This window comes from Herminiimonas glaciei, assembly GCF_042664955.1.
Taxonomy (GTDB): domain Bacteria; phylum Pseudomonadota; class Gammaproteobacteria; order Burkholderiales; family Burkholderiaceae_D; genus Oxalicibacterium; species Oxalicibacterium glaciei.
Genome location: NZ_JBHTBU010000001.1, coordinates 172,650 through 199,648, shown reverse-complemented (window position 1 = coordinate 199,648; position 26,999 = coordinate 172,650). Strand labels below are relative to the sequence as shown.

The window sequence follows — 26,999 nt, the reverse complement described above, 5'->3', positions numbered from 1 at the left end:
GATCAGATTCGCGCTGCGCGCGGCTGATCGCCCAGCAACACTTCTCCGATTAAAGCTACCCGCCTTGCCCACGATACATTTGTCGGCAGGCGCGTAGCCATGTGCGCTGCTTGTATATGGCGGCAATCGTAAATCCCTTTGCCTGCTAGCATAACAATCGCCATAATCATTTCAGGCCGCTGCATTTGCAATGTGCCGCTAGCGAGGAGTATTTCCATGCCGGAAGCAATCCATACACGCTGTTGCATAGCCGGTGGCGGTCCGGCCGGCATGATGCTGGGACTGCTGCTGGCCCGTGCCGGTGTCAATGTCATCGTGCTGGAAAAGCATGGCGATTTCCTGCGTGACTTCCGCGGCGATACCGTCCATCCGTCAACACTTGAAATCATGCATGAACTCGGCTTGCTGGAATCCTTCCTGCAAAGACCACATGATGAAGTGCGTGAACTGAGCGTGAATATTTCAGATCGGGTGGTCAAGGTGGCCAACTTTTCCCGCCTGAAAACGCAATGCAAATTCATCGCAATGATGCCGCAATGGGACTTCCTCGATTTCCTGCGCGATGAAGCGGTGCTGTATCCGAATTTCCGCCTGATCCAGAATGCCAAAGTGGATGCCCTGCTGGAAGACAGCGAACGCGTCACCGGCGTCCATGTGACGACGCCTGACGGAACATTGCTGGTGCATGCCGACCTGGTGATAGGTGCCGATGGCCGCCACTCCACCGTGCGTGAAGCAGCCGGACTGCAGGTACATAATCTCGGTGCGCCTATTGATGTCCTGTGGTTACGCCTGCCAACTGCGGCGGGTGATCCGAGCAGTACCGGTGCGCGTCTCGATGCCGGACAATTCTTCGTCATGCTGCACAGGGGCACGTACTGGCAATGCGCGTATGTGATTGCAAAAGGCGGGATAGAAAAAATCCATGCGGCCGGCTTGCCTGCCTTCCACGCCGAATTAAGCAGGATTGCGCCGATGTTTGCGGATCGCGTCAGCAGCCTGCAAAGCTGGGACGATATTAAATTGCTGAGTGTGTCAGTTGACCGACTCGAACAGTGGTGGAAGCCGGGCTTGCTCTGCATAGGTGATGCCGCACATGCGATGTCACCGGTCGGCGGTATCGGCATCAACCTGGCGATACAGGATGCGGTGGCAACCGCCAACATTCTCGCGCTGTCACTGGCCAATCCGGCGATAGATCCGCTCGCGTTGACGCCCTTCCTGGCCAAGGTACAAACCCGCCGCCTGTTCCCCACCCGCGTGACGCAAGCAGCACAGGTCACGATCCAGGATCGCATCCTGGTACCGGTCGTCAATCGCACGCAAGACAAGCCGCTGTCCGTGCCCTGGCCTTTACGCCTGCTGAACCTGATACCGCTATTACGCGGGATACCCGCGTATGCAGTCGGCGTCGGCGTGCGACCGGAACATGTCTACTCCCCTGCCACCGCCAGACAAGCCGACCGCACTGCCGTCGATTAGCGGATCAGGCTTTCACGGGCCGCCGAACTGATGGCGACCACTGCCGGGTGCGACAATTGTCGTTCTACTGAAATCGCATAAAACTGTTCGGACACAGCATTGGTACGACCGATCTCGGTCACGCCATATTGCTTTTTGATTTGTTCTGCCACCGCCGACGGCGCGGCGAAAATACCTTTACCCGCCTCACCAAACGCTTGCAGCAATGCGCCATCGTCAAACTCGCCGACGATGCGCGGCCGGACTTTTTCTTTTTCGAACCAGCGGATCAGGCGCGGACGCACCGCCGCATCTTCACCCGGCATCAGGAAAGGTGCTGCATCCAGGCTCTTCGGGAAATCCTTTTGATATGTTTTCGCCAGCGCGTCGGTGGCAAAGAAAGTCATCCCGCATTCACCAAGTAAATGGTTATAGCCGCGCACGTCGATATTCGCCGGCATCGGGCTATCGGCAATCACGATATCCAGCCGGTGTACCGCCAGGTCTGCCAGCAGATTCGTCAGCTTGCCTTCGCGGCATACGATACGTAGCGATTCCGGCAATTCCATCGCCGGTTCCAGCAGCAGGTAGGCAATTGCCTTCGGCACCGCATCGGCCACGCCGACGCGGAACTGCAAGGGCCAGCCACCCGGGCGGAAACGCAGCACTTCCTGCAATTCTTCGCCCAGCGTGAAAATCTCATCCGCGTAGCCGAGCACCACGCGACCGGCATCGTTCAATTCCAGCCGACGCCCGACCCTGTTGAATAATTTATAACCAAGTACATCCTCAAACTGGCTGATCTGGCCGCTGATGGTTTGCGGCGTCAAATGCAGGCGCTCACTGGCGCGTCCGATGCCGCCAGACTTGGCGACCACCCAGAAATAGTGCAAATGCTTGTAATTTATTCCACTCATGCAAGATCTCTCTTCTGTTTTTTCGAACGAAAAGTTGATTATATTCGAATTTTCAAATGGTTAAAGACGGCCTAGAGTGCAATTCATCGCTAGCAATGCGACTAAGTACAGCACGACTTAACGACGAGGATATCAAGATGAAATGTCCGGCCTGCAATGAAATGCATTTGATCACATCAGATCGCCACGGAATTGAAATTGATTACTGCCCAAACTGCCGCGGCGTGTGGCTGGATCGGGGCGAGCTCGACAAACTGATCGATCGTTCCGCCAATGCGCTGCCGCCGGAAGCGCCACCGCTGCCGCGCTATCGCGGTGAACGCAGCAGCCCTGTGCGTACCGTCCAGCACGGTTATAACAAGGAAGGTTACGGACAAAAACGCAAAAAAGACTTGATCGGCGAATTATTCGATTTTTGAATAATCTGTATGGATCGATGGCAAAGCTGCCATCGATTTTGTATTATCTTCGCGACATCCGCCGCACTTCCCCGCACTTCTCCCTTCAAGTACTGCCAAAAGCGCTTATCTTGCATAGGCAACACCTGCGCAGAGTGACCACTACGCCGACTCCCGGCTCGGAAAATTTGCTAAGCAAGCCGATTAAGAATGCTTTAAAGTAGCGGACGCCTGCCTTTGCACACGCCAGCGCCACTGCGCGCCTGCGTGCCTCCCCAAGCAAATGCATCCCTCACGCAGGCGACAGAACAGCAATCGAAAGAAAGAATTTATGGATACAGCAAAAGCCGCACTAAAGCGTCTGCGCGACGGTAACCGCCGCTTCGTCGCAGATGTCCGTAACCCCGACAATGCATCCTCCCACGCCCGCCGCAGCGAAATCGCCGCCGGCCAGGAACCGTTCGCCATCATCCTTGGCTGCTCCGATTCGCGCGTACCGGCCGAACTGGTATTCGATCAGGGCCTGGGTGATTTATTCGTGATCCGCGTCGCCGGCAATATCGTGGCGCCATCACAGGTAGGCAGCGTGGAATTCGCCGCTGATCGCTATCGCACCAAGCTGGTGGTAGTGCTCGGCCACTCGCAATGCGGCGCCATCCTGGCGACGCTGGACGAGCTCAAGCGTCCTAGCGAAAACCAGTCACGCAACCTGAAATCCATCGTCGATCGCATTCGCCCTTCCATTGAAACCCTGATGGAAACCGAATTGAAGCACGATCATGATGCGCTGGTACACCAATCGGTACGCGCCAACATCCGCGCCTCCGTCAACCACTTGCGCCACGGTTCGGAAATATTGGAAACCCTGATTCAAAATGAAGGTTTGCTGGTAGTCGGTGCCGAGTACTCGCTGGAAACCGGCGAAGTGGAATTCTTTGACGGACTCCCGCCTGACTTCCAGGACTAATGTCGCGACAAGTCATGTGCAGGATAGTCATCCCGGCCTGCGCATGATTCCAACACCATCTGTCAGTATTCGAGGCTGAGCGTAATCGAGCCATAGCTTTGTGCCTTGTCCTGCTCACGGAATTCCTTGCTGCGCAGGTATTGCGCATACGTGATCTTGCCACCTACCCATTGCCAGGCCACACCCGCTGCGACCGCGCCAACGAAGTAACGCTTGGATACACTATGGCTGTCCGAGAAAGTATTCCCATCGAGGAAGATATTGCGTGCGACCGCACGGCCATCCACCGACGCGAAGAAATGTACGCCGCCATCGCCCATGCGACGCGATGCATTCGCCGGTAATGGGGCATTGCTGTCACTGGCCGGGCGGATAGGCGCGGTACCAAAATCGTTGGGCAGGAAGCTGCCGAAGCGAACTTCCAGTCCACCATTCAAATACGTATTCACATTACCGAGGGCAAAACCGTAATGGCTGATCGCATCCACTTTCGGCCAACCTGAACTCGCCCAGTTAAAAATTTTGGTTTTTCTTTCCTTGACGAACTGGATGCCCAACTCATTATTGAGTTGATTGTCCCAGCCCTGGAAACGGTCTATGCCGCGTATGCGATGGATAAAGTTTTGCGACTGGCGCGCCAGTGAGGCCGGCCCCACCATACCGATATCGATTTCGGTCACTTCCATATCGGTATCGTTACGCGCGTTGTAGGCCAGGCCAAGATAGAGCCAGCCGGCATACGGCCGGTCATTGGTGATCAAGTCGCGGCGCGTCTTATCGGTGGGCGTGTACATTTCCTGTCCGATGCTGACCACCATATTGCGTGAGTCGAATACACCCGGCTGCACCATTTCTGAAATCCGGTTTAGCTGCCGCACCCATTTAGGCAGGCAGGGATCGTGGATGTAATCTTCCAGGTTGGCCGAGATCCATGAAAACTTTGCACCGCTGGTGTAATTATTATCCGTCCCCGCGAACAGATCGTTTTCATAGTAGAAGTTGTACACATCCGGATAATTTTTGAGAGCCCGGACGCCGGGCTTGGAAGTACACACTTCATTGTCGGCCAAGGCATCATCAGCCCATACCGCACCGGAAGAAAAAGCGAATAATGCGGCGACAACGATACGGGAACAAAGCGGACGGGAGTGACGGTCTATATGCATTAAATTAAAGGTTAAAGAAATGTTTAACGCGTGCCGGCGGGAACGCAGATCGGATAATGCTGTCCATCACCACCTGCCTGGCAGGAAAGCAAAGACTACTTGCCACCCTTGCATGCGTCAAGCTGTGGCGCTCCACAGGCAAGCCAAACAGCAACACTGGACTTTACGATGGCAAACGCTACACTGCTTCATCGCATGTCATTTTCAGGATAGACAAAATGAAAAAGTTACATACCCTGCGCACCATCCTCGCCCTGCTGGCCCTCACGGTGGCAGCCAGCGGCTGTGCCAAATGGTTCAAATCAGAAAGCAAACCAAGCTTGTCCGGACGCGTCAGCGGCACAGTCGTCTATCGCGAACGCATCGCACTGCCGCCGGATGCCAAAATCATAGTCAGCCTGGAAGACGTCAGCCGCGCCGACGCCAGCAGTATCTTCATCGCGCAACAAACACTGCGCCCGAGCGGCCAGGTCCCCATACCGTTTGACTTGCGTTACATCCCGTCCGCCATCGACTTGCGCCATCGCTACAGCTTGCGCGCGGTAATCCTCGACAATCGGGATGAGCTGATGTGGACGTCGACGGAATCCTACCCGGTCAATTTCAGTGAGCCCGACAAGCCGTTCAACATCATGTTGCAACGTGTCGCCAATCCGGTCGCGGCCGAAGCGCCGAAAAGCAATATCGCCGCCTTCAAGTGCGACGAGATCGAATTCATCGCCAAGTTTCCAAACAATGACAAGGTAGAGATCATGCTGGCCGGACGCACTGTCATCCTGCCGCACGTCATTTCCGGTTCCGGCGCACGCTATTCCGACGGCTCCACCACCTTCTGGAACAAAGGCAATGAAGCACTGTTCGAAATGAATGGCGTCAGCTACAAGGGTTGCAAAACAGATCCGCTACCTGCACCGCCAGCCGCTCCGGCACCTTCGCCGCAAGCCAAAGGCAAATAAACCCTGCCCTTACACGCGTTGCCAGACCAATAGCCGGTTATTGGCCGGCATCGCGTGATCCGCCAACAAGTGCAAACCCTGCGCTTGTGCCAGCGCATCTACCGCCTCGCTATCGCGTATACCCATATGCGCTGCTTTTTCACGCAACGCGGCATCAAACTGAAAATTGCCGTCACTGGTAAATTTCCCGTCGTAATTGAACGGTCCATAGACACACAGCTTGCCGCCCGCATTCAAGCGTTGCGCCGCACCGGAAAACATATTCTGTACCTGGTGCCAGGCCATGATGTGACAGGTGTTGGCCGTAAACACAGCATCGTAAGTCTGCGTCGGCCAGTGCGGCTGCTCCATATCCAGCACCAGCGGTGGCAATACATTCGGCAAAGCCGCTTCCTGCATCCACGCATTAATGCTGGCATGGTTCATTTGCAAGTCGCTGCATTGCCAGATCAAATGCGGCATGTGTGCGGCAAAGTACACCGCATGCTGGCCGCTACCACTACCGACCTCAAGCACTGTGCGGCTGTTGACCAGTTCTTCCCGCAGTACCGCAAGGATAGGCTCACGATTGCGTTCACTGGCACTGGAAAATTGTTTGCTCATATCTCAATCTGAAAAGGGATTAGCCAGCTGTGATACATGGCCTGCTACCGTGATACTCCACAGCGCGTCACGCTGCAGGCAGAATCCACGCTTCTCGGCGGCACTCAGACGCTTCATTGCATACTCTGCCTTCGAGGCACTGGAACGGTCCGGATATTCCAGCACCGCCAGCAAGCGCCGCGGTGGATTCGAGCGTGTATAACGCGCGCCCTTGCCTGTCACATGTGCGTTGTAACGCGCCTGCACATCAACCGCAATACCGGTATAGATACTGCCGTTCCTGCATTCGAGGAGATATAGAAACCAAGTCATGGGCGATAGTATAGAGAGCTTTTATGCCCACCGCGCGGCGGCGCGACACAGCCTGGTTATACTGACACAAACCCGACACTGCATCTGACACCCCTATGCCAGCCATTTCCATCTCTCGCTTCATGACCCTGGTCGTCGTCCTGCTATGCACGCAGCTGCATCTGGCACAGGCGGCAGATGCAGTACTGGAAGTACGCGTCGGTAAACAGCAGCAAACCCTGGCCCTGACCGATTTGCTGAAACATCCGGCGCTGCGCACCATTTCCATCCCGGCTGACGTCAGCTACAAAAAGCCGATGCAATATCGCGCGCTGCCTTTACTGTCGATACTGCGCGATATCAGCCAGGTCGATACCCTGCAATTCAAGGCGGCGGATGGTTTCGTGGCGAACATCCCGGCACTATCCTTCCGTGGCGGTGCAGAAGCATGGCTGGCAATCGAAGTACCGCAAACACCGTGGCCGGCATTAAAAGAAGGCGGCCCCAGTGCCGGTCCGTTTTACCTGGTGTGGCTGGCGCCGGAAAAAAGTCATATCACGCAAGAGCAATGGCCATATCAAATCGCCGTCATCAGCGATGTCACACCATTGCACAGCCGTTATCCGCAAATCAAGCCGAATGCCGCTGTCGACAGTGCTGCGTGGCGCGGCATGCAAGTCTATGCGACGCAATGCGCGAGCTGCCATCGGATCAATGGCGGTGGTGATGCAGCGGTCGGCCCTGACCTGAATCGTCCGGCCAACCCGACTGAGTATTTTCACGATACATATTTAAGGAAATACCTGCGCGATCCGGCAGCGGTACGCAGCTGGCCCGGCATGACGATGCCGGGCTTTGCCGACGGCGTCATGAGTGAAGCACAGATGGATGATTTGCTGGCCTACCTGCGCCAGATGGCACTGCAGAAGTGAAATGATTAATTGACAGGCGTCTCGTCTGTAAAGAAACGCGGCTGCATTTCTTCCAGTCCCAGGGTCTGCAAGACTTCCTGCAAACGCTCGGTCGGACGGCGGCGTGGCAAATCCTTGTAGCTGGCGATGATCAATTCATTCTTCATTGAATGCTCCCAGCCCACCAGTTCCGTCACATTGACCTGGTAGCCGTGTGCTTCCAGCTGCAAACAGCGCAGCACATTCGTCACCTGGCTACCGAATTCGCGCGTATGCAAAGGATGGCGCCAGATCTCGGTCAATGCGCTTTTCGCCAGCGTCTTGCCCTTGTTCTTCTTCAGTACCGAGGCGACTTCCGCCTGGCAGCACGGTACCAGTACGATGAACTTCGCCTGCTTCTTCAAGGCAAAATGTATCGCATCGTCGGTAGCCGTATTGCAGGCATGCAGAGCGGTGACAACATCAATTTTTTCCGGCAACAAATCCGAAGTAATCGATTCCGCGACTGACAGGTTAAGGAAAGACATGCCCGGGAAGCCCAGCTTCTGCGCCAGTGCCTCGGACTTTTGCACCAGCTCGTCACGTGTTTCTATGCCGTAGATGCGCGAATTATCCTTGCGCTCCTTGAAGAATAAATCGTAGAGGATAAAGCCCAGATAGGATTTACCGGCACCATGGTCGGCCAGCGTAATATCAGGATGCTCATTCTGGATTTCCTGCAGCAATGGCTCGATAAACTGATATAAGTGATAGACCTGCTTGAGCTTGCGACGGCTATCCTGGTTCAGCTTGCCGTCACGTGTCAGGATGTGCAGCTCTTTGAGCAGCTCTATCGACTGGCCGGGACGTATTTCATGCGTGTTGCTCATCTGGCGGATTTCCGTGATCTTGGGGTGCGCCCACTATAGGGATTTTGCTCCTGTGCGGCAAGCACAGACCGGCTACATGCAGGTGATCCATGTCTTTTCCGCTGTCAAAACGACCATACACCAAGCAAATACTGATAATACTGATAAGATTGGTCAACTCGTGGCTGTCAGCGAATTTGCAAAATCGACATGCTTGTCTTGTCATGCCGCTTTTCCAATTACCCTTCATTACCAACAACGTGCCAAGAGTTACCATTTACAAACATTCAGCGTGGCGCTTCCTGCTTTGCTCCTTACTGATTGCGCTGTACCTGCCTTTCACTAGCGAAGCCGCCCCTTCCTACACTGTCTCCATCAGCGGTGCGGATAGTTACACCTCACTGCTTAATGAACACCTGGACCTTGCCAAACGCAGCAAGTCCGAAGACATCAGCGAAGAAGAAGTGCAAAGGCTGGTTGCCGTCGCCCCGACCCAGGTGCGCTCCTTGCTGGCTACCGAAGGTTATTTCTCCCCTGTCGTGAATGCCACGCTGGACCAGCAAAGCACACCGTGGACAGCACGCCTCAATATAGAACTGGGCGCACCCATCAAAATCGAGTCGGTCGACATTAGCTTCAGCGGTGACATCGAGCAGAAAAACCCGCGCCGCATCGAACAGTTGCGCGAAAACTGGAGCCTGAAAAATGGCGCCACCTTTCGTCAAAGTGCATGGGACAGCGCCAAGGGCGATTTGCTCAAAGCTATGCTCAATCGCGACTACCCGGCCGCCACCGTGGCCCACAGCGAAGCGCGCATAGACCCGGCCACCAACACCGCGGCGCTGGTAGTGCAAGTCAACTCCGGCCCGGCCTTTACCTTCGGTGAGCTTGAGATCGTCGGCCTGAATCGTTACTCGCGCACCATGGTGGAGAAACTCAATCCGATCAAGCCGGGTGAGCGCTACTCACAGGAAAAACTCAACGAGTTGCAGGCGCGCGTACAAGACACCGGCTATTTCCGCTCGGCCTTTGCCACCATCGAAGTCAATCCCGAACATCCACATAACGTCCCCATCAAACTCGACCTGACCGAGAATGAACGCCGCCGCCTGTCACTGGGCTTGGGCTTCTCCACCGACAACGGTGCACGTGCGCAAATGAAATGGACCGATCGCCACTTCCTTGGCAAGGACTGGCGTCTCGAATCACAACTGCGTGCAGATCGTGACAACCGCCTGCTGGGTGGCGATGTATACCTGCCGACACTGGAAAATGACTGGCGTCCCAGCGTCGGTGCCAACTACGAATACACCAATAGCTCGGGCGAAGCGAACGATAAATTCCGTACCGGTGCGCGCCTGATCAGTCCGGACAAACGCAATGAAAGCATAGTCGGTGTCGCCTTCCTCACTGATCGCCAGCGCATCGGCGATGTCTACAGCAACAATCGTGAAGCACTGATTGCTTCGTACACCTACACCATGCGCCGCGTGAACAATCTGATTTCACCGACGCGTGGTTACTACGCTTCGCTCGAGCTGGGCGTGGGTCCGGGCGGAGTGGTCAACAAAAAAGGACTGGTGCGTACCGTCGGCCGTGCCACCTGGCTCTCACCCAGCTATGGTCGCTTCCAGGCGGTACTGCGCGGCCAGGTCGGCCAGGTGTTCGGTGCCAATTCCGACACCGTGCCTAGTGACTTGCTGTTCCGCACCGGTGGTGACCAGACGGTACGCGGCTATGGCTACAACACGCTGGGTGTGGCGCAAGATGGCGCGATCGTCGGTGGCACTGTCACGGCAGTCGTGAGTGCAGAAGTCATTTACAGCGTTACTCCGGAATGGGGCGCCGCCGTATTTACCGATGCCGGTAACGCCGCCGACTCATGGAAAGGTTTCCGCCTCGCGCAAGGTAGTGGCGTAGGTGCACGCTGGCGCAGTCCTATCGGCCCGGTCAACCTCGATCTCGCTTACGGTCACGACACGAAAGACCTGCGTCTACACTTCTCTATCGGTTATGGCTTCTGACGATCAAAAAACTTCCGCTCCACCACGCAAGCACAGATTGCGCATCTGGCTGTTCTGCCTGCTTGCGCTCGTCGCTGCCGTACTCGTAGCTGGTGGCTGGCTGCTGAAAAGCGAAAGCGGTGCGCAGTTTGCCCTCGGCCTGGTCGACAAGCTGAGTGGTGGCGTGGTGCAAAGTCGTGAAGTCAGCGGACGACTGAGTGGCCCCCTGCAAATCAGGCAACTCAATATCAAGCTGGAAAATCAAACCATCACACTGGATGATGTACTGATCGAAACCCGGCTCTCAGCCTTGCTGGCCGGGCAAGTGCACATCCCGCTGCTGCAGGTAGGCAAGCTGGGCATCATCAGCAAAATCGACCAGAGCAAGGAACCGTCCAAACTGCCGGACAGCATAGGCTTGCCCGTCAAACTGAAGGTAGACCAGCTACAAGTCAATGGTGGCAGTGTCGCCTGGGGCCCGCTTGATGTCGTGACGCTGGGTGCATTCGCCGTCAAGCTGGATTTCGATGGCAAGCGCTACCTGCTCGATCTCGATCAGCTGGCCGCACGCTCGTCATCCGGCAACAATAGCTACAGCGGCAAGATCAATGGCCATGCTTCGCTATCCACCACCAAGCCCTACCCCCTGCAGGCGAGCCTGGTCAGCAGTACCGAAGCCATGCTCGACGAACAACACCTGGGTGCCAACGCACGCATAGACCTGGATGGTTCACTGGCAGAAATCGTGAGTTCCATCGATGCACAAGTGAACAAAGCCATCATCAAAGGCAAGGTTGTCGTCAAACCATTTTCCGACAGCATGCTCGGTGCGGCCGATCTGTCTGCGACCGCACTCAACCTGAGTGAACTGGGCAAGGATTTACCGCAGACCAATATCAACCTGCAACTACATGCCACTGAAAACGGTGCCGGCACACTGAACGTCAACAACGCTGCCGCCGGCACCTATGATGCAGGCCGGATTCCGTTGACCGACCTGTCACTCAGCTTTACGCAAAAAGATGAAGCTTTCCTGCTGAACCCGCTGCTCATCAAGCTCGGCAGCGCACAGCGTCCTGCCGGCAGCATCAGCGGTACGGGAAAATATGCCGATGGCGCATTGAACATCACACTGAAGACCGATGCGCTGGACCTAAAGAAGCTGGACCAGCGCATGCGTGCCACCAAACTGGCGATCAAGCTGGACGTCGCACACAGCGAAGGCAAGCAAGTCATCACGCTGGCCGCCACTGAAGCATTAAAGAAATCCAAGCTCAGCCTGAACGCACGTGGCGTCGTTGCGGATGAAGCACTGACCGTAGACAAGCTGGAACTGCGTGCCGATGCCAGTGCGATTGATGCCAGCGCACATATCGCTTTCAGTGGCAAACAGGCCTTCAGCGCGAAAGGCGTGATCCGTCAATTCAATCCACGCGTACTCGGTGACTTCGCGCAATTGCCAACGCTGAATCTGAACGGTAATTTTTCCGTCAGCGGTGCGCGGCAACCGCGCCTGGAAAGTGATCTCAGCTTCCGCATCCATGACAGCCAGCTCGCAGGCAATCCATTAAGTGGCGAAGGTGAAGTGCATTTACGTGCGCAAACACTGGACATTCCCAAACTGCTGCTGATCGCGGGTAAAAACCGCCTGACAGCCAACGGCAGGCTGGATGAAAACAACTCGCGCCTGAGTTTCGATGTACAGGCACCAGCATTGGCGCAATTGGGATCCGAGTTCGCAGGTGAACTGCAAGTCAACGGTGAAGTACGCGGCAAGTTGCAGCAACCCCGCATCATCGCTGACTGGAAAGGCAATCAGGTACGTGTACCCGGCCAGACCCGGATCGGCACTGTAACGGGCAAAGCCGACCTGAGCCTGAACCTGAATGACAACGCTTTCCTGCTCAGCAATGTCACACTGAACACCAATGCCACGGCAGTACAGTCCAGCGGCCAGCAATTCGCCAAACTGGATGCGCAGGCGCAGTTTGCCGCGCAGGACAATGCGCCCCTCGCCATCCTCGTGCATGCAGAAAACCTGAGCGGACAACTGCGTGCGGACACCTTCGACCTCAAGGTCAGTGGCAGCACAGGACAACACACCTTGACCGGCAGTCTCAACGAACGCGAACAAAAATGGAAATTGAGCGCGACAGGCGGATTGAAAAACCTGGCACGCGCCGCACGCTGGGAAGGCAGCATCAACGCCCTGGACACCACCGGTCGCTTCAACGCCAAACTGGAAGCACCCGCACCTTTGCTGATTTCGCAAAAGCAGGTGCAATTGGATCAGTTCAAAATAAGCGCCAACAATGCCAGCATCCAGATCGAACAATTCCTGCGTACCGAACGCAGCATCAGCACGCGCGGTAATTTCAAACGCGTGCGGCCGGGCGAGATTTTGCATGCACTTAACCAGGCACCTATCGCCACCGGTGATCTGACACTGGGCGGTGAATGGAACCTGGTAATGGCGGACAAACTCGATGGCAATCTCAGCATACGGCGTGAAAGCGGCGATATCGCGATACACGGCAGCGCCTCCACTGCACTGGGCCTGAACACATTCGAAGTGAACGCGACCGCCAATAAAGGCCAGCTCACCGCGCAACTGCTGGCTGACGGCAAACGTACCGGCCGCATCGAAGGCAGGCTGGCCACCACCATAGGCGGCAATGGACGCTTCTCGATCGCACCGAATGCGCCACTGTCGGGCAACCTCAAGATGAATACGCCCACCCTCGCCTGGCTGGGTCCCCTGATTTCGCCATCACTGGTAATGGAAGGCAATGTGCAGGCCGATGTGGTACTTGATGGCAGCTTCGCCAAACCGCGCCTGCAGGGCCCGGTCAATGCGGATGGTTTACGCCTGTTGTTTACCGATACCGGCATAGACCTCAGGCAAGGTGTATTGCGCAGCAGCTTCCAGACCGACCAACTGATGATTACCCAGCTCAGTTTCAAAAACGATGGTGACCTGCTGATCTCCGGCCCGATCAGCTTGCTGCGTGAACAATTGGCACTGGAACTGAAAGTCAAAGTAACGCGTTATAAATTAATAGATCGCAGCGACCGCAAACTGGTCATCAGCGGCGATGCCGTGGTCGGTTGGCAAGCAGGTGTAGCCAAGGCGAATGGACAATTCGAAGTCAACTCCGGCCTGGTCGATATCGGCGTCTCCGGCACGCCGGAACTATCGGATGACGTCATCATCGTCGGCCAGGGTGAAGACACCGGCAAGAAAACAGCGATCGCACTTGATGTCAGCATCAGCCTCGGCGACGGCATCAAACTGCAAGGCCGCGGCCTGGATGCAACGCTGGTCGGCCAGGTGCGGCTGCAAGCAAATGCCGGCGATACCTTGCGCGCGCAAGGGACACTGCGCGTTTCATCCGGTACCTTCAAGGCTTATCAACGTGAATTGAAAATCGAACAAGGCTCGGTCCTGTTCAGCGGTCCGCTCAACAATCCGGCACTGGATATCCGCGCGATGCGACGCGGGCAGGAAGTGGAAGCCGGTGTCTCGATACGCGGCACCGCCCTTGCACCACGCATCACGCTGGTGTCGGAACCGACCGTCAGCGATGCGGAAAAACTATCGTGGCTGGTCCTGGGGCGCGGCCTGTCCGGCACCGGTGACGCCGACCGCGATGCACTGCAAAGTGCCGCCACGTCACTGCTGTCCGGTGCCGCGGGCGCAGGTTTGCAGTCGCAAATCGCCAGTGCCTTCGGCTTTGACGACGTCAGCATAGGCAAAGGCGGCACTGATTTGCAGGATCGCATTATCACGCTGGGTAAACGCATCTCATCGCGCCTCTACCTCAGCTTCAAACAAAGCCTGGATACAGTCGGCAGCGTCCTGCTGCTGCGCTACACGCTGACACCACGTATCACGCTGGAAGGTGAAGCCGGTACCAGCAGTGCGTTATCTGTGTTCTACAACTTTGCGTTCGACTGACTATGCATAAGCCGCCCGAACCTGATATAACAACACTATTGCGCATGTTTTCTTGTTGAAACCGTGCTGAATACCCGCCGTTTCCAGGAAAGGCATGCATCGCGGGGCTGATGGTCCCGCCGCTCACGATTTTCAACAATTGGAGAGTAGGTATGTCTAACAACCTTGATGGGGAAGTAAACCAGAGTAGCCAGACCAACACTGAAATACAAACCTTAACCGACAACGCTGCGGCAGTACACCGCATCGTCATCGTCGGTGGCGGTGCCGGTGGCCTTGAATTGGCCACCGCGCTCGGTGACAAGCTCGTCAAGAGCGGACGCATCAGTGTGGTACTGGTCGACCGCTCGTCTACCCACATCTGGAAGCCCTTGCTGCATGAAGTTGCAGCCGGCAGCATGGATGCAAATTCACACCAGCTCGAATACGCGGCACAAGCACGCTGGCACCGCTTCGTCTATCAACCGGGCGAACTGCAAGGGCTGGATCGTGCACGCAGGACCATTACGATAGGTAGCGTGAACGACGATGACGGCGTCGAGTTATTGCCACGTCGCGACATTCCTTACGACACCCTGGTCTTGTCGATAGGCAGCGTGACCAATTTCTTTAATGTGCCGGGTGCGGAAAAGAATGCGATCTCGATCGACACCATGCACCAGGCAGAGCACTTCCGGCGTCGCATGATAGGACTGTGCGTGCGTGCCGACCAGGCCCAAAGCAAACTGAATATTGCAATCATCGGTGGTGGCGCAACCGGCGTCGAGTTATCGGCCGAGTTACGCAATACGGCAGAGATACTGGGCGCCTATGGCTTGCATCACCTTGATCCGCACCGCGATATCCGCATCAGCGTGATTGAAGCGGCACCGCGCATCCTGTCGGCGTTGCCGGAACGTGTGTCGAGTAAGACGACGGAACTGCTCAATCACATGGAAATCGATGTGCTGATCAATGCCAAGGTTTCCGAAGTACAGGAACATGCGGTCTTGCTTGCCAACGGCGACAGTGTGCCGGCCGATCTGACGGTATGGGCGGCAGGCATACGCGCGCCGCAAATCCTCGGCGAACTCGGCTTGCCGGTCAATCGCCTCGGGCAGGTGGTGGTGACGCAAAGCCTGCAAACTGAAATCGATCCGAATATTTTTGCCTTCGGTGATTGTGCTGCCTGTCCATGGCCGGAGAAAAACAGTACGGTGCCGCCACGGGCACAAGCGGCACATCAGCAAGCCAGCTTCCTGTTCAATGCCATCAAGAAACGTCTGGGCAATCAGGAACTGCCACTGTTCCAGTATCGTGATCTTGGTTCATTGGTATCACTCGGCCGTTTTGATGCGGTGGGTAACCTGATGGGACCTTTGCTCGGTCGTGCGATGTTCATTGAAGGTGTGCTGGCACGCCTGCTTTATATCTCTTTGTATCGCATGCATCTGGTCGCATTGCACGGGGTGATACGTACTTGCGCCGATACTGTGGCCCACTGGTTGCGACGCAAAACATCACCACGCGTAAAATTGCACTAAACACATCTTAAACTCGCATGGATGTAGGGTAAAAAAAATTGCTCTATAATGCGCCGCTGCCTGTGTATCAGGCATGCGGCGCATTTTTCGTAATATGCCCCGCAAAAAAATGTATACGACTTTTTGCTAAAACTGCTGCTACACTTTCGGCAGTCAAATTAATAAAACGGTATCTCCGTTAAGAACCTAACAGTCTTATTCGCTTATGTGTCGTTAGTATCACGACACAACAAACCGGGTGACACCTGCAATGAGTGCAGGCAGTAGCATCCGAAAACAATCTGTGAGTAAAGTTGCTCGACCTAAACACATGGTCGCCGCTGTACTGTCTGCGGAATAGACAAGGCGTCCTGCTACACAAGTAGTTTCATTTTGCATGGAACACTTACTTTAAATTGCCGGGAACAACATGACATCACATAGTTTTTTTCCGACCATGCCGCACGCTTTAAATGTGCTGACTGCAACCGGCCTGATCCTGATCGCCGGTGTACTGGGCGCGCATTTCCTGCGCCGCTTTTTCCCGCAAATCCCGGCCATCACCTGTTACGTGCTGACCGGCTTGCTGATCGGCCCTTCGGTATTGAACCTGATCGATGCGGCTATGCTTGAAGAAATCAGCATCATGGTAGACCTCGCGCTGGGCCTGGTGTTGTTTGAGCTTGGCCGGCGCGTCGATTACAAATGGCTGCTGCGCGAACGGGGCTTGTTGATCACCGGTATCCTGTTGAGCCTGGTCACCTTCTTCGCACTCTTCCTGCTGTTGACGCAATTCGGTGTCAGCAAACTGGTCGCCAGCATGGTGGCGGCGCTCGGCATGGCAACTTCACCTGCTGTCATCCTGAACGTGGTGCGTGAAGTCAAGGCGGAAGGGCAACTAACCGAGCGCATGCTCAACATCGTCGTCATCGGTAATGCGCTGGCCTTCATTATTTTTTCCATGGGACTGGCAGCAGTCCATGTCGAATACTCGGCCGGCTGGGAAAGCTATATCCTGCACCCGCTCTACCTGTTGCTGGGTTCGGCCGCACTCGGCTGGATCATCAGCCGCCTGCTGGTATGGATAGGCCAGTGGCTGGGACGCGATAGCCAGGCACAGCTGATACTGGTGCTGGCACTGATTGCCGCGACCGTCGGCATCTCCGTCATGTTCAATCTTTCAGCATTGATCGCCTTGCTGGTGTTTGGTATTGCCAGTCGTAGCTACGATGCAAGGCACGCGATTGTAGAACCGGACCTGAGCCAGTTCAGCGGTTTGTTCTATGTCGCATTGTTTGTCTTTGCCGGCGCCAAACTGGAGTTGTCACACCTGTTGACATTATGGCCGGCAGTATTGGCTTTCATTGCATTGCGCCTCGCCATCGCGATGACCACCACCACTGCGATGGCGCGCATCAACGGTGTTACCTTGCGCAAAGGCGCTTTGCTCGGGATCGGCCTGATGCCTTTATCCGGCTTCAACATCATCATGGTGCAGCATGCGGTCGGCTACTACCCGCAGTTTGGCTCACAACTCGCGGCACTGGTGGTATCTATACTCGTCATCCTGGAAATCATAGGCCCGGTCTGCACCCGTTATGCACTCGTGGCATCCGGTGAAGCCAAGCAATAAGCGAACAAGGAAACCCTATGCTGGAATTCAATAATTCAACCCCGCTGACGATGGGCGTGGAACTGGAACTGCAGATCGTCAATCGACGCGATTACAACCTCACACGCGGTTCCAGTGATTTGCTGGTAGTGATAGACAAGACCGAGCACGGCTACGATATCAAGCCGGAAATCACCGAAAGCATGATCGAGATTGCGACCTCGGTACATACCGATCACAAGGAAATGCTGGCCGAACTGACGGCCATGCGCACCCTCCTCATCAGCGCTGCGGACAAACTCAACCTCGGCCTGGCCGGCGGCGGTGCGCATCCCTTCCAGCACTGGGAAGACCAGCGCATCTACCCGACCGATCGCTATCGCCTGGTCTCCGAACTGTACGGTTACCTGGCCAAGCAATTCACCGTGTATGGCCAGCATATCCATATCGGTTGTGCCACCGGTGATGAAGCGATACGTCTCGCACACATGCTGGCGCGCTACATTCCACACTTCATCACGATGTCGGCTTCGTCGCCGTTTTACCAGGGTGTGGATACCACCTTCCAGTCGTCGCGCCTGACCAGCATCAATGCATTCCCTTTGAGCGGCTATATGCCTTTCGTTACTGACTGGGATTCCTTCAACGCTTACTTCGACAAGATGTCCAGCCTCGGCATTGTCGCCAGCATGAAGGATTTTTATTGGGATATCCGCCCTAAACCGGAATACGGCACGGTCGAGATCCGCGTCTGCGACACACCACTATCGATTGAAGTCGCGGTAGCACTGGCCGGCTATGCGCAAACCCTGAGCAAATTCTTCTTCGCACAACAAGAATTGAAACCGGCGCAGGATACTTACCTGACCTATTCCTATAACCGTTTCCAGGCTTGTCGCTTCGGCCTCAATGGCGCACTGATCAATCCGATCAACGGCACCCAGACTTCGATCAAGGAAGACATCCTGCAAACCTTCGACATGCTGGCGGATATTGCGCAGGAACTCGGCACCACGGAAGCGATAGAGTTATTGCGCCAGCGCATACAGGCCGGGCAATCCGATGCTGACTGGTTACGTGCCAGCTACGAAAAATCCGGCTCGCTGAGTGATGTCGTACGTCAACAAAGTGCAGTCTGGATGGCGCGCTAAGCCGGCAGCTCCCTGCTGCATTGCACAGTTTTGTAAGCGCTTTCCCACAACAGAATCGGAAAACCACCGATTCTGCGATGTTATCAACTACCTCACAATCTACCCTGTAAAAGTCGTAGCCGTCTAACAGAGGAGAAGTGAATGTCGAACGGATTGAATGGTTGTGGTGAAGTCGTCGATTTGCCGATTTCAAATACCCATCACATGGCCGTATTGCAAGCTCAGGATAGCTCCCACACTATTTCGCTCAATAAACTTGCGCGTTGCGGCGATTTGTATGGTGCTTCGGCACCCATGCAGCAGTTATTCCAAATGATAGGAAAGGTAGCGCCTACCAGCGCCAACGTCCTGATCGCCGGCGAAAGCGGCACGGGTAAGGAATTGGTGGCACAAGCCATCCATCAATTGAGTCGCGAGCAGGAACAACCCTTCGTCGCGCTCAACTGCAGCGCCGTATCACCACAACTGATCGAAGCCGAATTGTTCGGCCATGAACGCGGTAGCTTTACCGGTGCAGTGCGTATGCAAAAAGGCTGTTTTGAACGAGCCGACGGCGGCACCCTGTTCCTCGACGAAGTAACCGAAATGTCGCTGGATATGCAAGTCAAGCTCTTGCGTGTCCTCGAAACCAGCCGCTTCTGCCGTATCGGTGCCGAAGAAGAAACCGAAGTCAAAGTACGCGTCATCGCGGCCACCAATCGCGACCCGGTGGAAGCGATGAAAAGCGGCATCCTGCGTAGCGACCTGTTTTATCGCCTCTCGGTTTTCCCACTCGATTTGCCACCGCTGCGCGAGCGCGGCGAAGATATACGCCTGCTGGCCGGCCTCTTCCTCGACCAGTTAAATGAAGAAGATGGCCGCAACCGGGTCTTTTCGAAGGCTTCGTGGCGCCTGTTGAATGAATACAATTGGCCCGGCAACGTGCGTGAGCTGAAAAACGTCGTGCACCGCGCCTATATCATGGCCGACCATGAGCTGGATCTGTTGCCGGCAGTGAACCCGAACCGATCCATGGTCAGCGAGCAAATCGGTGATTGCGTCACCGTGCAGCTGGGCAGCAAGCTGGCCGATGCCGAACAACGCCTGATTTATGCCACCCTAGGCCACTGTGGCGGCAATAAGACTCTGACCGCCGAGGTGTTAGGTGTGAGCCTGAAAACGCTTTACAATCGACTGAATGAATACCAGGCCAAGTTGTTCCTGGGTGATGTTATTCCGCATGCGCGGCCATATGGTACGCAAAGCAGGAATCAGTAATCGGCTGGATATCAGTTAAACGCACATACTTATAATGATAAAAATTCTGGTAGTCGATGATCATGCAGTAGTCAGGGCCGGTGTGCAGTATTTCATCGCACAAGTGCCGGACATGAAAATTGAAGGCGAAGCCGCTACTGCGCAAGAAGCCATCCGTCTGGTTCGCGCCCAGGATTGGGACATCGTTTTGCTCGACATTAATATGCCGGACAAAAGCGGCGTCGAAGTATTAAAACAAATTAAACGCGAAAAGCCTGAACTGCCAGTACTGATTTTGAGCATGCATCCGGAGAGCCGTTATGCAGTGCAAATCCTGCGTAGTGGCGCCAGTGGATACGTGCAAAAAGAAGCATTGGCAGAAGAACTGGTGAATGCGATCCAGACCATCCTGCGCGGCCACAAATACATTAGCCATACAGTCGCGGAATTACTGACAACAGAACTCGATACAAGTACCGAAAAGCCTTTGCATGAAACCTTGTCGAAACGCGAGTATGAGATTTTCTACAAGCTGTGCCAGGGCCATGGCGTCACGAAAATTGCTGACGAACTTTGCCTGAGTGTGAAAACCGTCAGCACTTACCGCGCCCGTGTCCTGCAAAAAATGAATATGGAAAATAACGCCGGCATTATTTACTACGCAATCAAGCAAAACCTGATCGACTGAAGAGCCGAACGGGATAGTGAAAAAGAATGTAAAGATGTGCCCGATACAGCAGTCAGTAATCCTTAACCGTGGTTGAAATATGAGCCAAGCAACGACTTTTGAAAACTCAGTGGGTCATCCTTTACGTATCTTCCTGGTCGAAGATTCCCTGGATGTACGTGAGCTGATGATAGAAAACCTGGCGATGATCCCGGGCGTCGTCGTGACCGGCGTGTCGGAATCGGAAGGGGATGCACTGAATCAATTGAACGCCTCGCCCTGCGATGTGCTGATCGTTGATATACAGCTCAAAAAAGGAAATGGCATCAACTTGCTGCGCCAGATTTCCGAAAAAACGAAAATATCGAATACGCTGAAAATCATTTGCAGCAATAACGCGACTGAAGTGTTCCGTCGCGTTGGTCGCCAATACGGCGTCAACCACTTCTTTGACAAGACTTCTGAATTTCCCCAATTGTTTGAATTGGTGAAAAACCTGAGCTGCGCCAGGCTGGAATGCAACGGCCCCGGCTAAACCCCTGCCAGCTCCTTTACCGCACTGACTGGCACTAGCGCGACTTCTCGGTCTCGTTATTTTCTACGGTATTTTCTTCGCTGTCTTCGTCGACTTCAATCTGCATATTCACCGCTGTTTTAGGAATGGAAATAGCGATAGTCGTCCCCCGCCCTACCACGCTATTAACCTGCACCGATCCACCGAGGTAACCGGCCCTTTCACGCATGCCGCGCAAGCCATGTGTCACTACACCAGACTGGGTAGTCGGCATGCCGACACCGTTATCACGTATGGTCAGCAAGATTTCATCATCGGTATCGTCCAGTACCACATCCACATGTGTAGCCTGCGCATGTTTGGCAATATTATTCAATGATTCCTGCACCATGCGGAACAAGGCGATATCCACGCGCGGCGCGTAAATCAACCTGTCGTCCGGCAGGTTTGCGTTACAAGTTACGCCAGTGTATTTTTCAAATTCGGCAGCCGTCTCGGCAATCGCAATCTTGATACCGAAGACATCCAGTTTGTCGGGCCGCAAGCCGTTCTGGATACGCCTGGTGGCATCGGTAATCGAACTCAGCAAGGCTTTGATCTTTAACGAACGTTCAGTAAATTTCGGTTCCGGCGGCATTTGCTGGAACAACAGCGATAAATGCATATTCAATGCCGTCAGCGCCGAGCCAAGGTCATCGTGCAACTCCCGCGCGATTGAACGCTTCTCTTCTTCACGCGTGGTTTCCAGATGGCCGATCAATTCGCTGACTTCGAAGGTACGTGCTGCCACCAATGCTTCCAATTGCGTTTCATGTGCCTTCAGCGAATCTTCCATCCGCTTGCGCTCGGTAATATCGGTACTGATACCAACCAGTCCCATGGTCTGGCCTTGCGCATTCAGCCATGGCGCCTTGGTCGAGTGCATCGTATGCACGCCGCTGGCAAAACGTATCGTCGTTTCAAACACTTTCGGCACACCGCCATCGAGCACACTCTGGTCTTCCAGCTTGACCTTTTCTGCATCTTCCCTGAGCGGATAGAGATCGATGCTGCGGAAACCGATTACCTCTTCCCTTTGCTTGCCCAACAAACGCAACTTGGCCGGGTTCGCAAACACCATGCGACCGGTGGTGTCCTTGACGAAAATAGCATCCGGTGTGTTATCACTCACAGCACGCAACAATGCATTACTTTCCGCCAGTGCCGCTTCACCCTGTTGCCGCCCCTCGTACTCGCGGTTGAGCAAGGCAGCGGTACGACAAAACATAATGAAGAGCAGCGAACTACTCAGCAGGATCAGTAAAGGGGAAGCCTTGTCGGCATCATAGAAGCGATTTTGCACGCCCCACTTAATCGCGAAATCAAGGATCACCAGCAGGATCAAACTATTCGGCAACAGGCGTCGCAGCAAAGGACCGCCAGGCGAAGTACTGTTCCACAGGCTCATCAGGCGATGTTCCGGACGTGCCGAGAGTATGCCGAGCGCCAGGATAAAGAAGATGATGGAAATAAACGGCGTAACGGTATGCGCCGCATTCAATTCATCGACCGACATCACGTTATACAGATGGCCAATCAAGGGGATACCCATCACGCCGGCCAGCACAAAGGCGCCGTACTCGGATGGATAGTGATCGCGTGCAGTACGGTAATCGAGCAACAGCAGGCTCAGGCCGGCCAGGGTGAAGCCCAGCGCCGGCAAGGGTGCCATACGCTCGAAGTACGCCTTGTACTCATTGGTCGCAAGGGCGGGGATGACACGCTCTATACCAACATTGACGCCGAACATGAACTGCAGCAAGGTCGATAATCCGAGCAAGGCGACGCACAGCGAAACAATCACCGCCAGTACTGCAAATACGGTCTGCGCCCGCGGTGTTGATACCTTGATGGAGCGCAAAGCCAGTGCCAGTCCGGCCAGGACGAAAGCCATGGCGGTATTCGCCAGGATAGGGACCAGATCGAACAGGCGGTAATTCAATACCCACAGGTCCTGCCGCACATTGACCATCGCAAGCGTACCTACCCCTGCCATTAGCAACGCTGCCAATAGTGGTGCCCACAGGGGCGTGTAGATAGTACGAGCGCGCGGGCTGGTCAGCATAAGGTTTCCTGTGTGAATAAATAGAACTGCTTGCAATGCTTGCGGCCGATGTTCCAGCCTGCCCTGATCGCAGCGACACCGTCGCTGGAAGCTATATCCACAGTAACAATCAATGTTCCTGCATGAGTATATGTGTGATGCAAATCAGGATAGCAGCAAGCACGGACACTGCAAACATCTGAAAACATGTTCTTTATTTTGTGCATGGCGGCAAATCGCCTGTTCAGATACTGCCCAAAGAAAATAGTTCCAAAAAGCCAACAAATTATAAGGAACATATCATCGCCATCCGGCTTTCCACACGGAAAATAAACTCCGCTTTTCCCACATGTAGTGTTTTCAAGTTACCCGGGAAGATTTACAAAAATATCAAAAAATAAACATAAGTCCTTGATTCATATAGGCCTGCGAGCTGGCCTGCGACTTGCGTTATGTAAGGCAGGCACTTTTGCCTTTCAGCGAATTATTCGCAAGCAATTTGTAAAAGGAGAATGCTATGAATTGGGACGTTATTGAAGGTAACTGGAAACAACTCAAAGGCAATATCAAAGAGCAATGGGGCAAGCTCACCGACGATCATCTCGATACCATCGCCGGCAAGCGCGACCAGCTGGCAGGCAAAATTCAGGAAGCCTACGGCGTCAATAAAGATGAAGCCGAGAAACAGATCAAGGCTTTCGAAGACCGCAACCGCAACGACAAGCGTTATCTGTAAACGCTTTCTGAGCAGTGCGGGCTTAGAGCTCGCCAGCAGCAAGACCTTCTAAATAAAACATAAGGATACAAAATGAAAAAATCCCTCTCTATGATAGTCATGGCTGCAGCCAGCTTCGGATTCATGAGCGCTTCCCATGCAGCACCAAACGAAGCCAAGGCTAACTACGATGCGGCAAAAACGCGCGCAGAAGCCGATTACAAAGTCGCACGCGCAGGTTGCGACAACCTGAAAGGCAATGCCAAAGACGTCTGCCAGGAAGAAGCCAAGGCTGGTGAAGTAAAAGCCAAAGCCGAAGCTGAAGCAGCCTATAAAGGCACACCTGCAGCCCACAAGAAAGCACGCACCGACATCGCTGATGCCAACTACAAAGTCGCGAAAGAAAAATGCGATGACTTTAGCGGCAACAAAAAAGATGTCTGCGTAAAAGAAGCGAAAGCTGTTCACACTTCGGCAATTGCCGATGCCAAGGCATCGAAAGAAGTGACAGATGCACGTAAAGATGCACGTGACGAAAAAGCCGACGCCAACATTGCAGTGAAAAAAGAGAAATGTGATGCATTGGCTGGTGACGAAAAATCACGTTGTATCGCTGCTGCCAACGCTGGCAAATAAGCGCTGATGGCAGATAAGGCTGCATAGCCTTGTCGACCACTGCCAAGACAACGGCCCCGGTATTGCTACCGGGGCCGTTTTTATATTCCTGCCATCTGCGCGTGTTCAGCCCGGCCGTATCATGTCCTGCGGCTGGACCCACAAATCGAATTCTTCATTCGTCACATAGCCCAGCGCCAGCGCAGTTTCCTTCAGATTTGTTCCTTGCTGATGCGCCTGCTTCGCAATCTTGGCGGCCTTGTCGTAACCGATATGCGGCGCCAATGCCGTCACCAGCATCAGTGAACGCTCCATCAGGTCGGCGATACGCTCACGATTGGCGACGATGCCATGTGCACAATGCTCATCAAAGCTATGGATACCATCCGCCAGCAGGCGTACGCTCTGTAGGAAGTTATGCGCCATCAGCGGCTTGAATACATTCAATTCGAAATTGCCTGATGCGCCACCGAAATTGAGCGCCACATCATTGCCAAAGACCTGGCAACACAGCATGGTCACCGCTTCGCTCTGCGTCGGATTAACCTTGCCCGGCATGATGGAACTGCCCGGCTCGTTTTCCGGGATGCTGATTTCACCGAGGCCGGAACGCGGACCGGAGGCCAGCCAGCGCACATCGTTGGCGATCTTCATCATGCTGGCCGCCAGCGTCTTGAGGCCGCCATGCACACTGACCATCGCATCATGCGCGGCCAATGCCGCGAATTTGTTTGGCGCGCTTTTAAAAGTCACACCGGTACGTCGCGTCAATTCAGCTGCTACGCGCACACCAAACTCCGGGTGGGTATTCAGGCCGGTGCCGACCGCGGTACCGCCGACTGCCAAATCCTGCAGCGGTGGCAGCAAGGCATCGATCGTGGCGGCAGACTGCGCGAGTTGCGCGACATAGCCGGAGAACTCCTGCCCCAGCGTCAGCGGCGTCGCATCCTGCAAATGGGTACGCCCTATTTTGACAATATCGGCGAATTCTTCCGCCTTGCCATGCAAAGTAGCCTGCAAGGCTGCAACTGCCGGCAATAAGGTTTTTCCGACCGCCACGCCGGCTGCGACATACATCGCGGTCGGAAAGATATCGTTGGAAGACTGGCCAAGGTTCACATCGTCATTCGGATGCACCAGGCGCTTCTCACCGCGTTCACCACCGAGTAATTCAGACGCGCGATTAGCCAGTACCTCATTCATATTCATATTGCTCTGCGTACCGGAGCCGGTTTGCCATACCGCCAGCGGGAATTCATGCGGATGACGCCCATCGATGACTTCTTCCGCCGCCTGCGCAATCGCCTGCGCCTTATCCTTGGCCAGCTTGCCCAAATCCAGGTTCACAATCGCCGCCGCACGTTTGACCTCGGCCAGGGCAATGATCAATTCCTGTGGCATCTTTTCAGTGGATATCTTGAAATGCTCGAGCGAGCGCTGCGTTTGCGCGCCCCACAAGCGTTGGCTATCCACCTCTATCGGGCCGAAGGTATCGCGTTCTATACGTGTCGTCATGGGCTGATCCTGATTTAACTGGAAAGAACTAAAGACTACTGCAAAGTGCATGCGCTTGCAGCGGCCGCCTGCTAGGAGTTCTCTGCCAAGGGACTGCGATCCAAATGATATAAGGCGACGATCAAACCCGCCGTCGACAAAAACAGGAAGAGCGGACCGAACAACCAAAAGGTCAACGGCACCGCGACAAAGAAGGCACGCATACCCAGCGTGTAAAAGACACCGGCACTATTCAGGCGCTGCCCGACTCGTTCCGGCGACAGTGAACCTTGTGCATCGGTTTGCGACAGGTTCACCATAAACACCACATGGTTCAGCAGGCGCAAGGCCATCGCAAAGGCAAAGAAGGCCACCAGCAATACCGTCAGCAGGCAAATGATTTTGATCACCCACCACTCGGCCGCCCGCGAACCGCCGGCGAAGTCCAGTACATGCCAGGTACGCGCCAGGCTCTCGGCTTGTCCCGATAAAGTCAGCGTGCCGAGGATCAGCAAGATCGATGACGAAGCCTTGAAGGTCGCGGTCATGCCGAAGTTGCGCAAGGTCTGTACCGCCATCACATCTTTCTTGCCCTGCGCGGCCATCACATCTTTCACCCACAGCGCACGCGCGCGATGATTGACCGAATGTACGGTGAAGTCAGGATCGCGCCTGACCCGCAGCGCAAGGTACAGATAGTAAGCCAGCAATAGCACTCCGCTGCCGCATAAGGCGATGACGTCAGTATCGATAAAACCCATATTCCCCTCTTGAAAATGCTTGTGGACAGACCTCTTCTGCCAGCCAGTCAATACCATAGCAGACGTCAGCAAACGTATATTGATATTCAGAAAAATTAGACTGAATTCATTTTTACTTATCTTAGAATCGTGTTGCAGGAAATCAACTTTCCACCTGTCCCGCAAACACA

At 54.7% G+C, this 26,999-nt stretch carries 24 protein-coding genes; 15 read left to right on the top strand and 9 right to left on the bottom strand.

The annotated features are described in order from the left end of the window. Window positions 1-2: 2 nt before the first annotated feature. Complete coding sequence (locus ACFQPC_RS00915; RefSeq protein WP_382269786.1) at window positions 3-218, bottom strand: hypothetical protein; 216 nt, start codon at window positions 216-218, stop codon at window positions 3-5. On the opposite strand from ACFQPC_RS00915, the gene ACFQPC_RS00910 reads away from it, so the two are divergent. Further along, complete coding sequence (locus tag ACFQPC_RS00910; RefSeq protein ID WP_382269785.1) at window positions 217-1,482, top strand: FAD-dependent oxidoreductase; 1,266 nt, start codon at window positions 217-219, stop codon at window positions 1,480-1,482. The genes ACFQPC_RS00915 and ACFQPC_RS00910 overlap by 2 nt on opposite strands. Here ACFQPC_RS00910 and nhaR read toward each other — a convergent pair. Continuing rightward, complete coding sequence (gene nhaR / locus ACFQPC_RS00905) at window positions 1,479-2,378, bottom strand: transcriptional activator NhaR (RefSeq protein ID WP_382269784.1); 900 nt, start codon at window positions 2,376-2,378, stop codon at window positions 1,479-1,481. The genes ACFQPC_RS00910 and nhaR overlap by 4 nt on opposite strands. A 137-nt stretch (window positions 2,379-2,515) precedes the next feature. Between nhaR and ACFQPC_RS00900 the strand changes: the two genes are divergently transcribed. Both ACFQPC_RS00900 and ACFQPC_RS00895 read left to right on the top strand, forming a co-directional pair. Next, window positions 2,516-2,797: a TFIIB-type zinc ribbon-containing protein gene (locus tag ACFQPC_RS00900; protein ID WP_382269783.1), complete on the top strand. Its 282-nt coding sequence runs from the start codon at window positions 2,516-2,518 to the stop codon at window positions 2,795-2,797. Between the two features lie 310 nt (window positions 2,798-3,107). Beyond that, window positions 3,108-3,743: a carbonic anhydrase gene (locus ACFQPC_RS00895; RefSeq protein WP_382269782.1), complete on the top strand. Its 636-nt coding sequence runs from the start codon at window positions 3,108-3,110 to the stop codon at window positions 3,741-3,743. Window positions 3,744-3,805: 62 nt separating this feature from the next. Here the strand turns inward: ACFQPC_RS00895 and ACFQPC_RS00890 are convergent, their stop codons facing one another. Further along, window positions 3,806-4,909 carry a lipid A deacylase LpxR family protein gene (locus ACFQPC_RS00890; protein ID WP_382269781.1) on the bottom strand — a complete coding sequence of 368 codons (1,104 nt, stop codon included), beginning with the start codon at window positions 4,907-4,909 and terminating at the stop codon, window positions 3,806-3,808. Window positions 4,910-5,127: 218 nt separating this feature from the next. On the opposite strand from ACFQPC_RS00890, the gene ACFQPC_RS00885 reads away from it, so the two are divergent. Further along, the gene (locus tag ACFQPC_RS00885; protein WP_382269780.1) at window positions 5,128-5,865 is read left to right on the top strand and encodes a YbaY family lipoprotein; all 738 of its coding nucleotides are present in this window, start codon (window positions 5,128-5,130) and stop codon (window positions 5,863-5,865) included. A gap of 9 nt (window positions 5,866-5,874) precedes the next feature. Here ACFQPC_RS00885 and ACFQPC_RS00880 read toward each other — a convergent pair whose 3' ends face one another. Beyond that, entirely contained in the window at window positions 5,875-6,468 is a 594-nt protein-coding gene (locus ACFQPC_RS00880; protein WP_382269779.1) for a DUF938 domain-containing protein, read from the bottom strand. Between the two features lie 3 nt (window positions 6,469-6,471). Beyond that, entirely contained in the window at window positions 6,472-6,780 is a 309-nt protein-coding gene (locus ACFQPC_RS00875) for a GIY-YIG nuclease family protein (protein ID WP_382269778.1), read from the bottom strand. 95 nt (window positions 6,781-6,875) lie between these two features. On the opposite strand from ACFQPC_RS00875, the gene ACFQPC_RS00870 reads away from it, so the two are divergent. Then, a complete protein-coding gene (locus tag ACFQPC_RS00870) occupies window positions 6,876-7,691 on the top strand; it encodes a c-type cytochrome (protein ID WP_382269777.1) in 816 nt (271 codons plus the stop codon). Between the two features lie 5 nt (window positions 7,692-7,696). Here the strand turns inward: ACFQPC_RS00870 and ACFQPC_RS00865 are convergent, their stop codons facing one another. Continuing rightward, window positions 7,697-8,539, bottom strand: a complete 843-nt coding sequence (locus ACFQPC_RS00865) for a class I SAM-dependent methyltransferase (protein ID WP_382269776.1) — start codon at window positions 8,537-8,539, stop codon at window positions 7,697-7,699. A gap of 203 nt (window positions 8,540-8,742) precedes the next feature. Between ACFQPC_RS00865 and ACFQPC_RS00860 the strand changes: the two genes are divergently transcribed. From ACFQPC_RS00860 to ACFQPC_RS00825, 8 genes are all read left to right on the top strand, one after another. Further along, window positions 8,743-10,542: an autotransporter assembly complex protein TamA gene (locus tag ACFQPC_RS00860; RefSeq protein ID WP_382269775.1), complete on the top strand. Its 1,800-nt coding sequence runs from the start codon at window positions 8,743-8,745 to the stop codon at window positions 10,540-10,542. Then, the gene (locus tag ACFQPC_RS00855) at window positions 10,532-14,479 is read left to right on the top strand and encodes a translocation/assembly module TamB domain-containing protein (protein ID WP_382269774.1); all 3,948 of its coding nucleotides are present in this window, start codon (window positions 10,532-10,534) and stop codon (window positions 14,477-14,479) included. The genes ACFQPC_RS00860 and ACFQPC_RS00855 overlap by 11 nt, the downstream gene beginning before the upstream one ends. A gap of 152 nt (window positions 14,480-14,631) precedes the next feature. Further along, the gene (locus tag ACFQPC_RS00850) at window positions 14,632-16,002 is read left to right on the top strand and encodes an NAD(P)/FAD-dependent oxidoreductase (RefSeq protein ID WP_382269773.1); all 1,371 of its coding nucleotides are present in this window, start codon (window positions 14,632-14,634) and stop codon (window positions 16,000-16,002) included. Window positions 16,003-16,411: 409 nt separating this feature from the next. Then, window positions 16,412-17,614: a cation:proton antiporter gene (locus tag ACFQPC_RS00845; RefSeq protein WP_382269772.1), complete on the top strand. Its 1,203-nt coding sequence runs from the start codon at window positions 16,412-16,414 to the stop codon at window positions 17,612-17,614. Window positions 17,615-17,631: 17 nt separating this feature from the next. Next, entirely contained in the window at window positions 17,632-18,744 is a 1,113-nt protein-coding gene (locus ACFQPC_RS00840) for a YbdK family carboxylate-amine ligase (RefSeq protein ID WP_382269771.1), read from the top strand. Between the two features lie 141 nt (window positions 18,745-18,885). After that, on the top strand, window positions 18,886-20,001 hold the full coding sequence (locus ACFQPC_RS00835; RefSeq protein ID WP_382269770.1) for a sigma-54 interaction domain-containing protein: 1,116 nt from the start codon (window positions 18,886-18,888) through the stop codon (window positions 19,999-20,001). Between the two features lie 34 nt (window positions 20,002-20,035). Next, on the top strand, window positions 20,036-20,668 hold the full coding sequence (locus ACFQPC_RS00830) for a response regulator (RefSeq protein ID WP_012080461.1): 633 nt from the start codon (window positions 20,036-20,038) through the stop codon (window positions 20,666-20,668). Window positions 20,669-20,747: 79 nt separating this feature from the next. Then, window positions 20,748-21,182 carry a response regulator gene (locus tag ACFQPC_RS00825; protein WP_382269769.1) on the top strand — a complete coding sequence of 145 codons (435 nt, stop codon included), beginning with the start codon at window positions 20,748-20,750 and terminating at the stop codon, window positions 21,180-21,182. A gap of 34 nt (window positions 21,183-21,216) precedes the next feature. Here ACFQPC_RS00825 and ACFQPC_RS00820 read toward each other — a convergent pair whose 3' ends face one another. After that, the gene (locus tag ACFQPC_RS00820) at window positions 21,217-23,265 is read right to left on the bottom strand and encodes a PAS domain-containing sensor histidine kinase (RefSeq protein WP_382269768.1); all 2,049 of its coding nucleotides are present in this window, start codon (window positions 23,263-23,265) and stop codon (window positions 21,217-21,219) included. Between the two features lie 496 nt (window positions 23,266-23,761). On the opposite strand from ACFQPC_RS00820, the gene ACFQPC_RS00815 reads away from it, so the two are divergent. Next, window positions 23,762-23,980 (top strand): CsbD family protein, encoded by a 219-nt coding sequence (locus ACFQPC_RS00815; RefSeq protein ID WP_124574913.1) that lies wholly within the window; start codon window positions 23,762-23,764, stop codon window positions 23,978-23,980. A gap of 72 nt (window positions 23,981-24,052) precedes the next feature. Further along, window positions 24,053-24,595, top strand: a complete 543-nt coding sequence (locus tag ACFQPC_RS00810; protein WP_382269767.1) for a hypothetical protein — start codon at window positions 24,053-24,055, stop codon at window positions 24,593-24,595. A gap of 105 nt (window positions 24,596-24,700) precedes the next feature. On the opposite strand, the gene fumC is transcribed toward ACFQPC_RS00810, so the two are convergent. Then, window positions 24,701-26,089: a class II fumarate hydratase gene (gene fumC / locus ACFQPC_RS00805; RefSeq protein ID WP_382269766.1), complete on the bottom strand. Its 1,389-nt coding sequence runs from the start codon at window positions 26,087-26,089 to the stop codon at window positions 24,701-24,703. A 71-nt stretch (window positions 26,090-26,160) separates the two neighbouring features. Beyond that, entirely contained in the window at window positions 26,161-26,829 is a 669-nt protein-coding gene (locus ACFQPC_RS00800; RefSeq protein WP_382269765.1) for a DUF599 domain-containing protein, read from the bottom strand. Window positions 26,830-26,999: the final 170 nt, after the last annotated feature.

Coding starts and splice junctions, on each gene's coding strand:
- ACFQPC_RS00910 (WP_382269785.1), top strand. CDS start 217: ATGCCGGAAGCAATCCATACACGCTGTTGCATAGCCGGTGGCGGTCCG.
- ACFQPC_RS00915 (WP_382269786.1), bottom strand. CDS start 218: ATGGAAATACTCCTCGCTAGCGGCACATTGCAAATGCAGCGGCCTGAA.
- nhaR (WP_382269784.1), bottom strand. CDS start 2,378: ATGAGTGGAATAAATTACAAGCATTTGCACTATTTCTGGGTGGTCGCC.
- ACFQPC_RS00900 (WP_382269783.1), top strand. CDS start 2,516: ATGAAATGTCCGGCCTGCAATGAAATGCATTTGATCACATCAGATCGC.
- ACFQPC_RS00895 (WP_382269782.1), top strand. CDS start 3,108: ATGGATACAGCAAAAGCCGCACTAAAGCGTCTGCGCGACGGTAACCGC.
- ACFQPC_RS00890 (WP_382269781.1), bottom strand. CDS start 4,909: ATGCATATAGACCGTCACTCCCGTCCGCTTTGTTCCCGTATCGTTGTC.
- ACFQPC_RS00885 (WP_382269780.1), top strand. CDS start 5,128: ATGAAAAAGTTACATACCCTGCGCACCATCCTCGCCCTGCTGGCCCTC.
- ACFQPC_RS00880 (WP_382269779.1), bottom strand. CDS start 6,468: ATGAGCAAACAATTTTCCAGTGCCAGTGAACGCAATCGTGAGCCTATC.
- ACFQPC_RS00875 (WP_382269778.1), bottom strand. CDS start 6,780: ATGACTTGGTTTCTATATCTCCTCGAATGCAGGAACGGCAGTATCTAT.
- ACFQPC_RS00870 (WP_382269777.1), top strand. CDS start 6,876: ATGCCAGCCATTTCCATCTCTCGCTTCATGACCCTGGTCGTCGTCCTG.
- ACFQPC_RS00865 (WP_382269776.1), bottom strand. CDS start 8,539: ATGAGCAACACGCATGAAATACGTCCCGGCCAGTCGATAGAGCTGCTC.
- ACFQPC_RS00860 (WP_382269775.1), top strand. CDS start 8,743: ATGCCGCTTTTCCAATTACCCTTCATTACCAACAACGTGCCAAGAGTT.
- ACFQPC_RS00855 (WP_382269774.1), top strand. CDS start 10,532: ATGGCTTCTGACGATCAAAAAACTTCCGCTCCACCACGCAAGCACAGA.
- ACFQPC_RS00850 (WP_382269773.1), top strand. CDS start 14,632: ATGTCTAACAACCTTGATGGGGAAGTAAACCAGAGTAGCCAGACCAAC.
- ACFQPC_RS00845 (WP_382269772.1), top strand. CDS start 16,412: ATGACATCACATAGTTTTTTTCCGACCATGCCGCACGCTTTAAATGTG.
- ACFQPC_RS00840 (WP_382269771.1), top strand. CDS start 17,632: ATGCTGGAATTCAATAATTCAACCCCGCTGACGATGGGCGTGGAACTG.
- ACFQPC_RS00835 (WP_382269770.1), top strand. CDS start 18,886: ATGTCGAACGGATTGAATGGTTGTGGTGAAGTCGTCGATTTGCCGATT.
- ACFQPC_RS00830 (WP_012080461.1), top strand. CDS start 20,036: ATGATAAAAATTCTGGTAGTCGATGATCATGCAGTAGTCAGGGCCGGT.
- ACFQPC_RS00825 (WP_382269769.1), top strand. CDS start 20,748: ATGAGCCAAGCAACGACTTTTGAAAACTCAGTGGGTCATCCTTTACGT.
- ACFQPC_RS00820 (WP_382269768.1), bottom strand. CDS start 23,265: ATGCTGACCAGCCCGCGCGCTCGTACTATCTACACGCCCCTGTGGGCA.
- ACFQPC_RS00815 (WP_124574913.1), top strand. CDS start 23,762: ATGAATTGGGACGTTATTGAAGGTAACTGGAAACAACTCAAAGGCAAT.
- ACFQPC_RS00810 (WP_382269767.1), top strand. CDS start 24,053: ATGAAAAAATCCCTCTCTATGATAGTCATGGCTGCAGCCAGCTTCGGA.
- fumC (WP_382269766.1), bottom strand. CDS start 26,089: ATGACGACACGTATAGAACGCGATACCTTCGGCCCGATAGAGGTGGAT.
- ACFQPC_RS00800 (WP_382269765.1), bottom strand. CDS start 26,829: ATGGGTTTTATCGATACTGACGTCATCGCCTTATGCGGCAGCGGAGTG.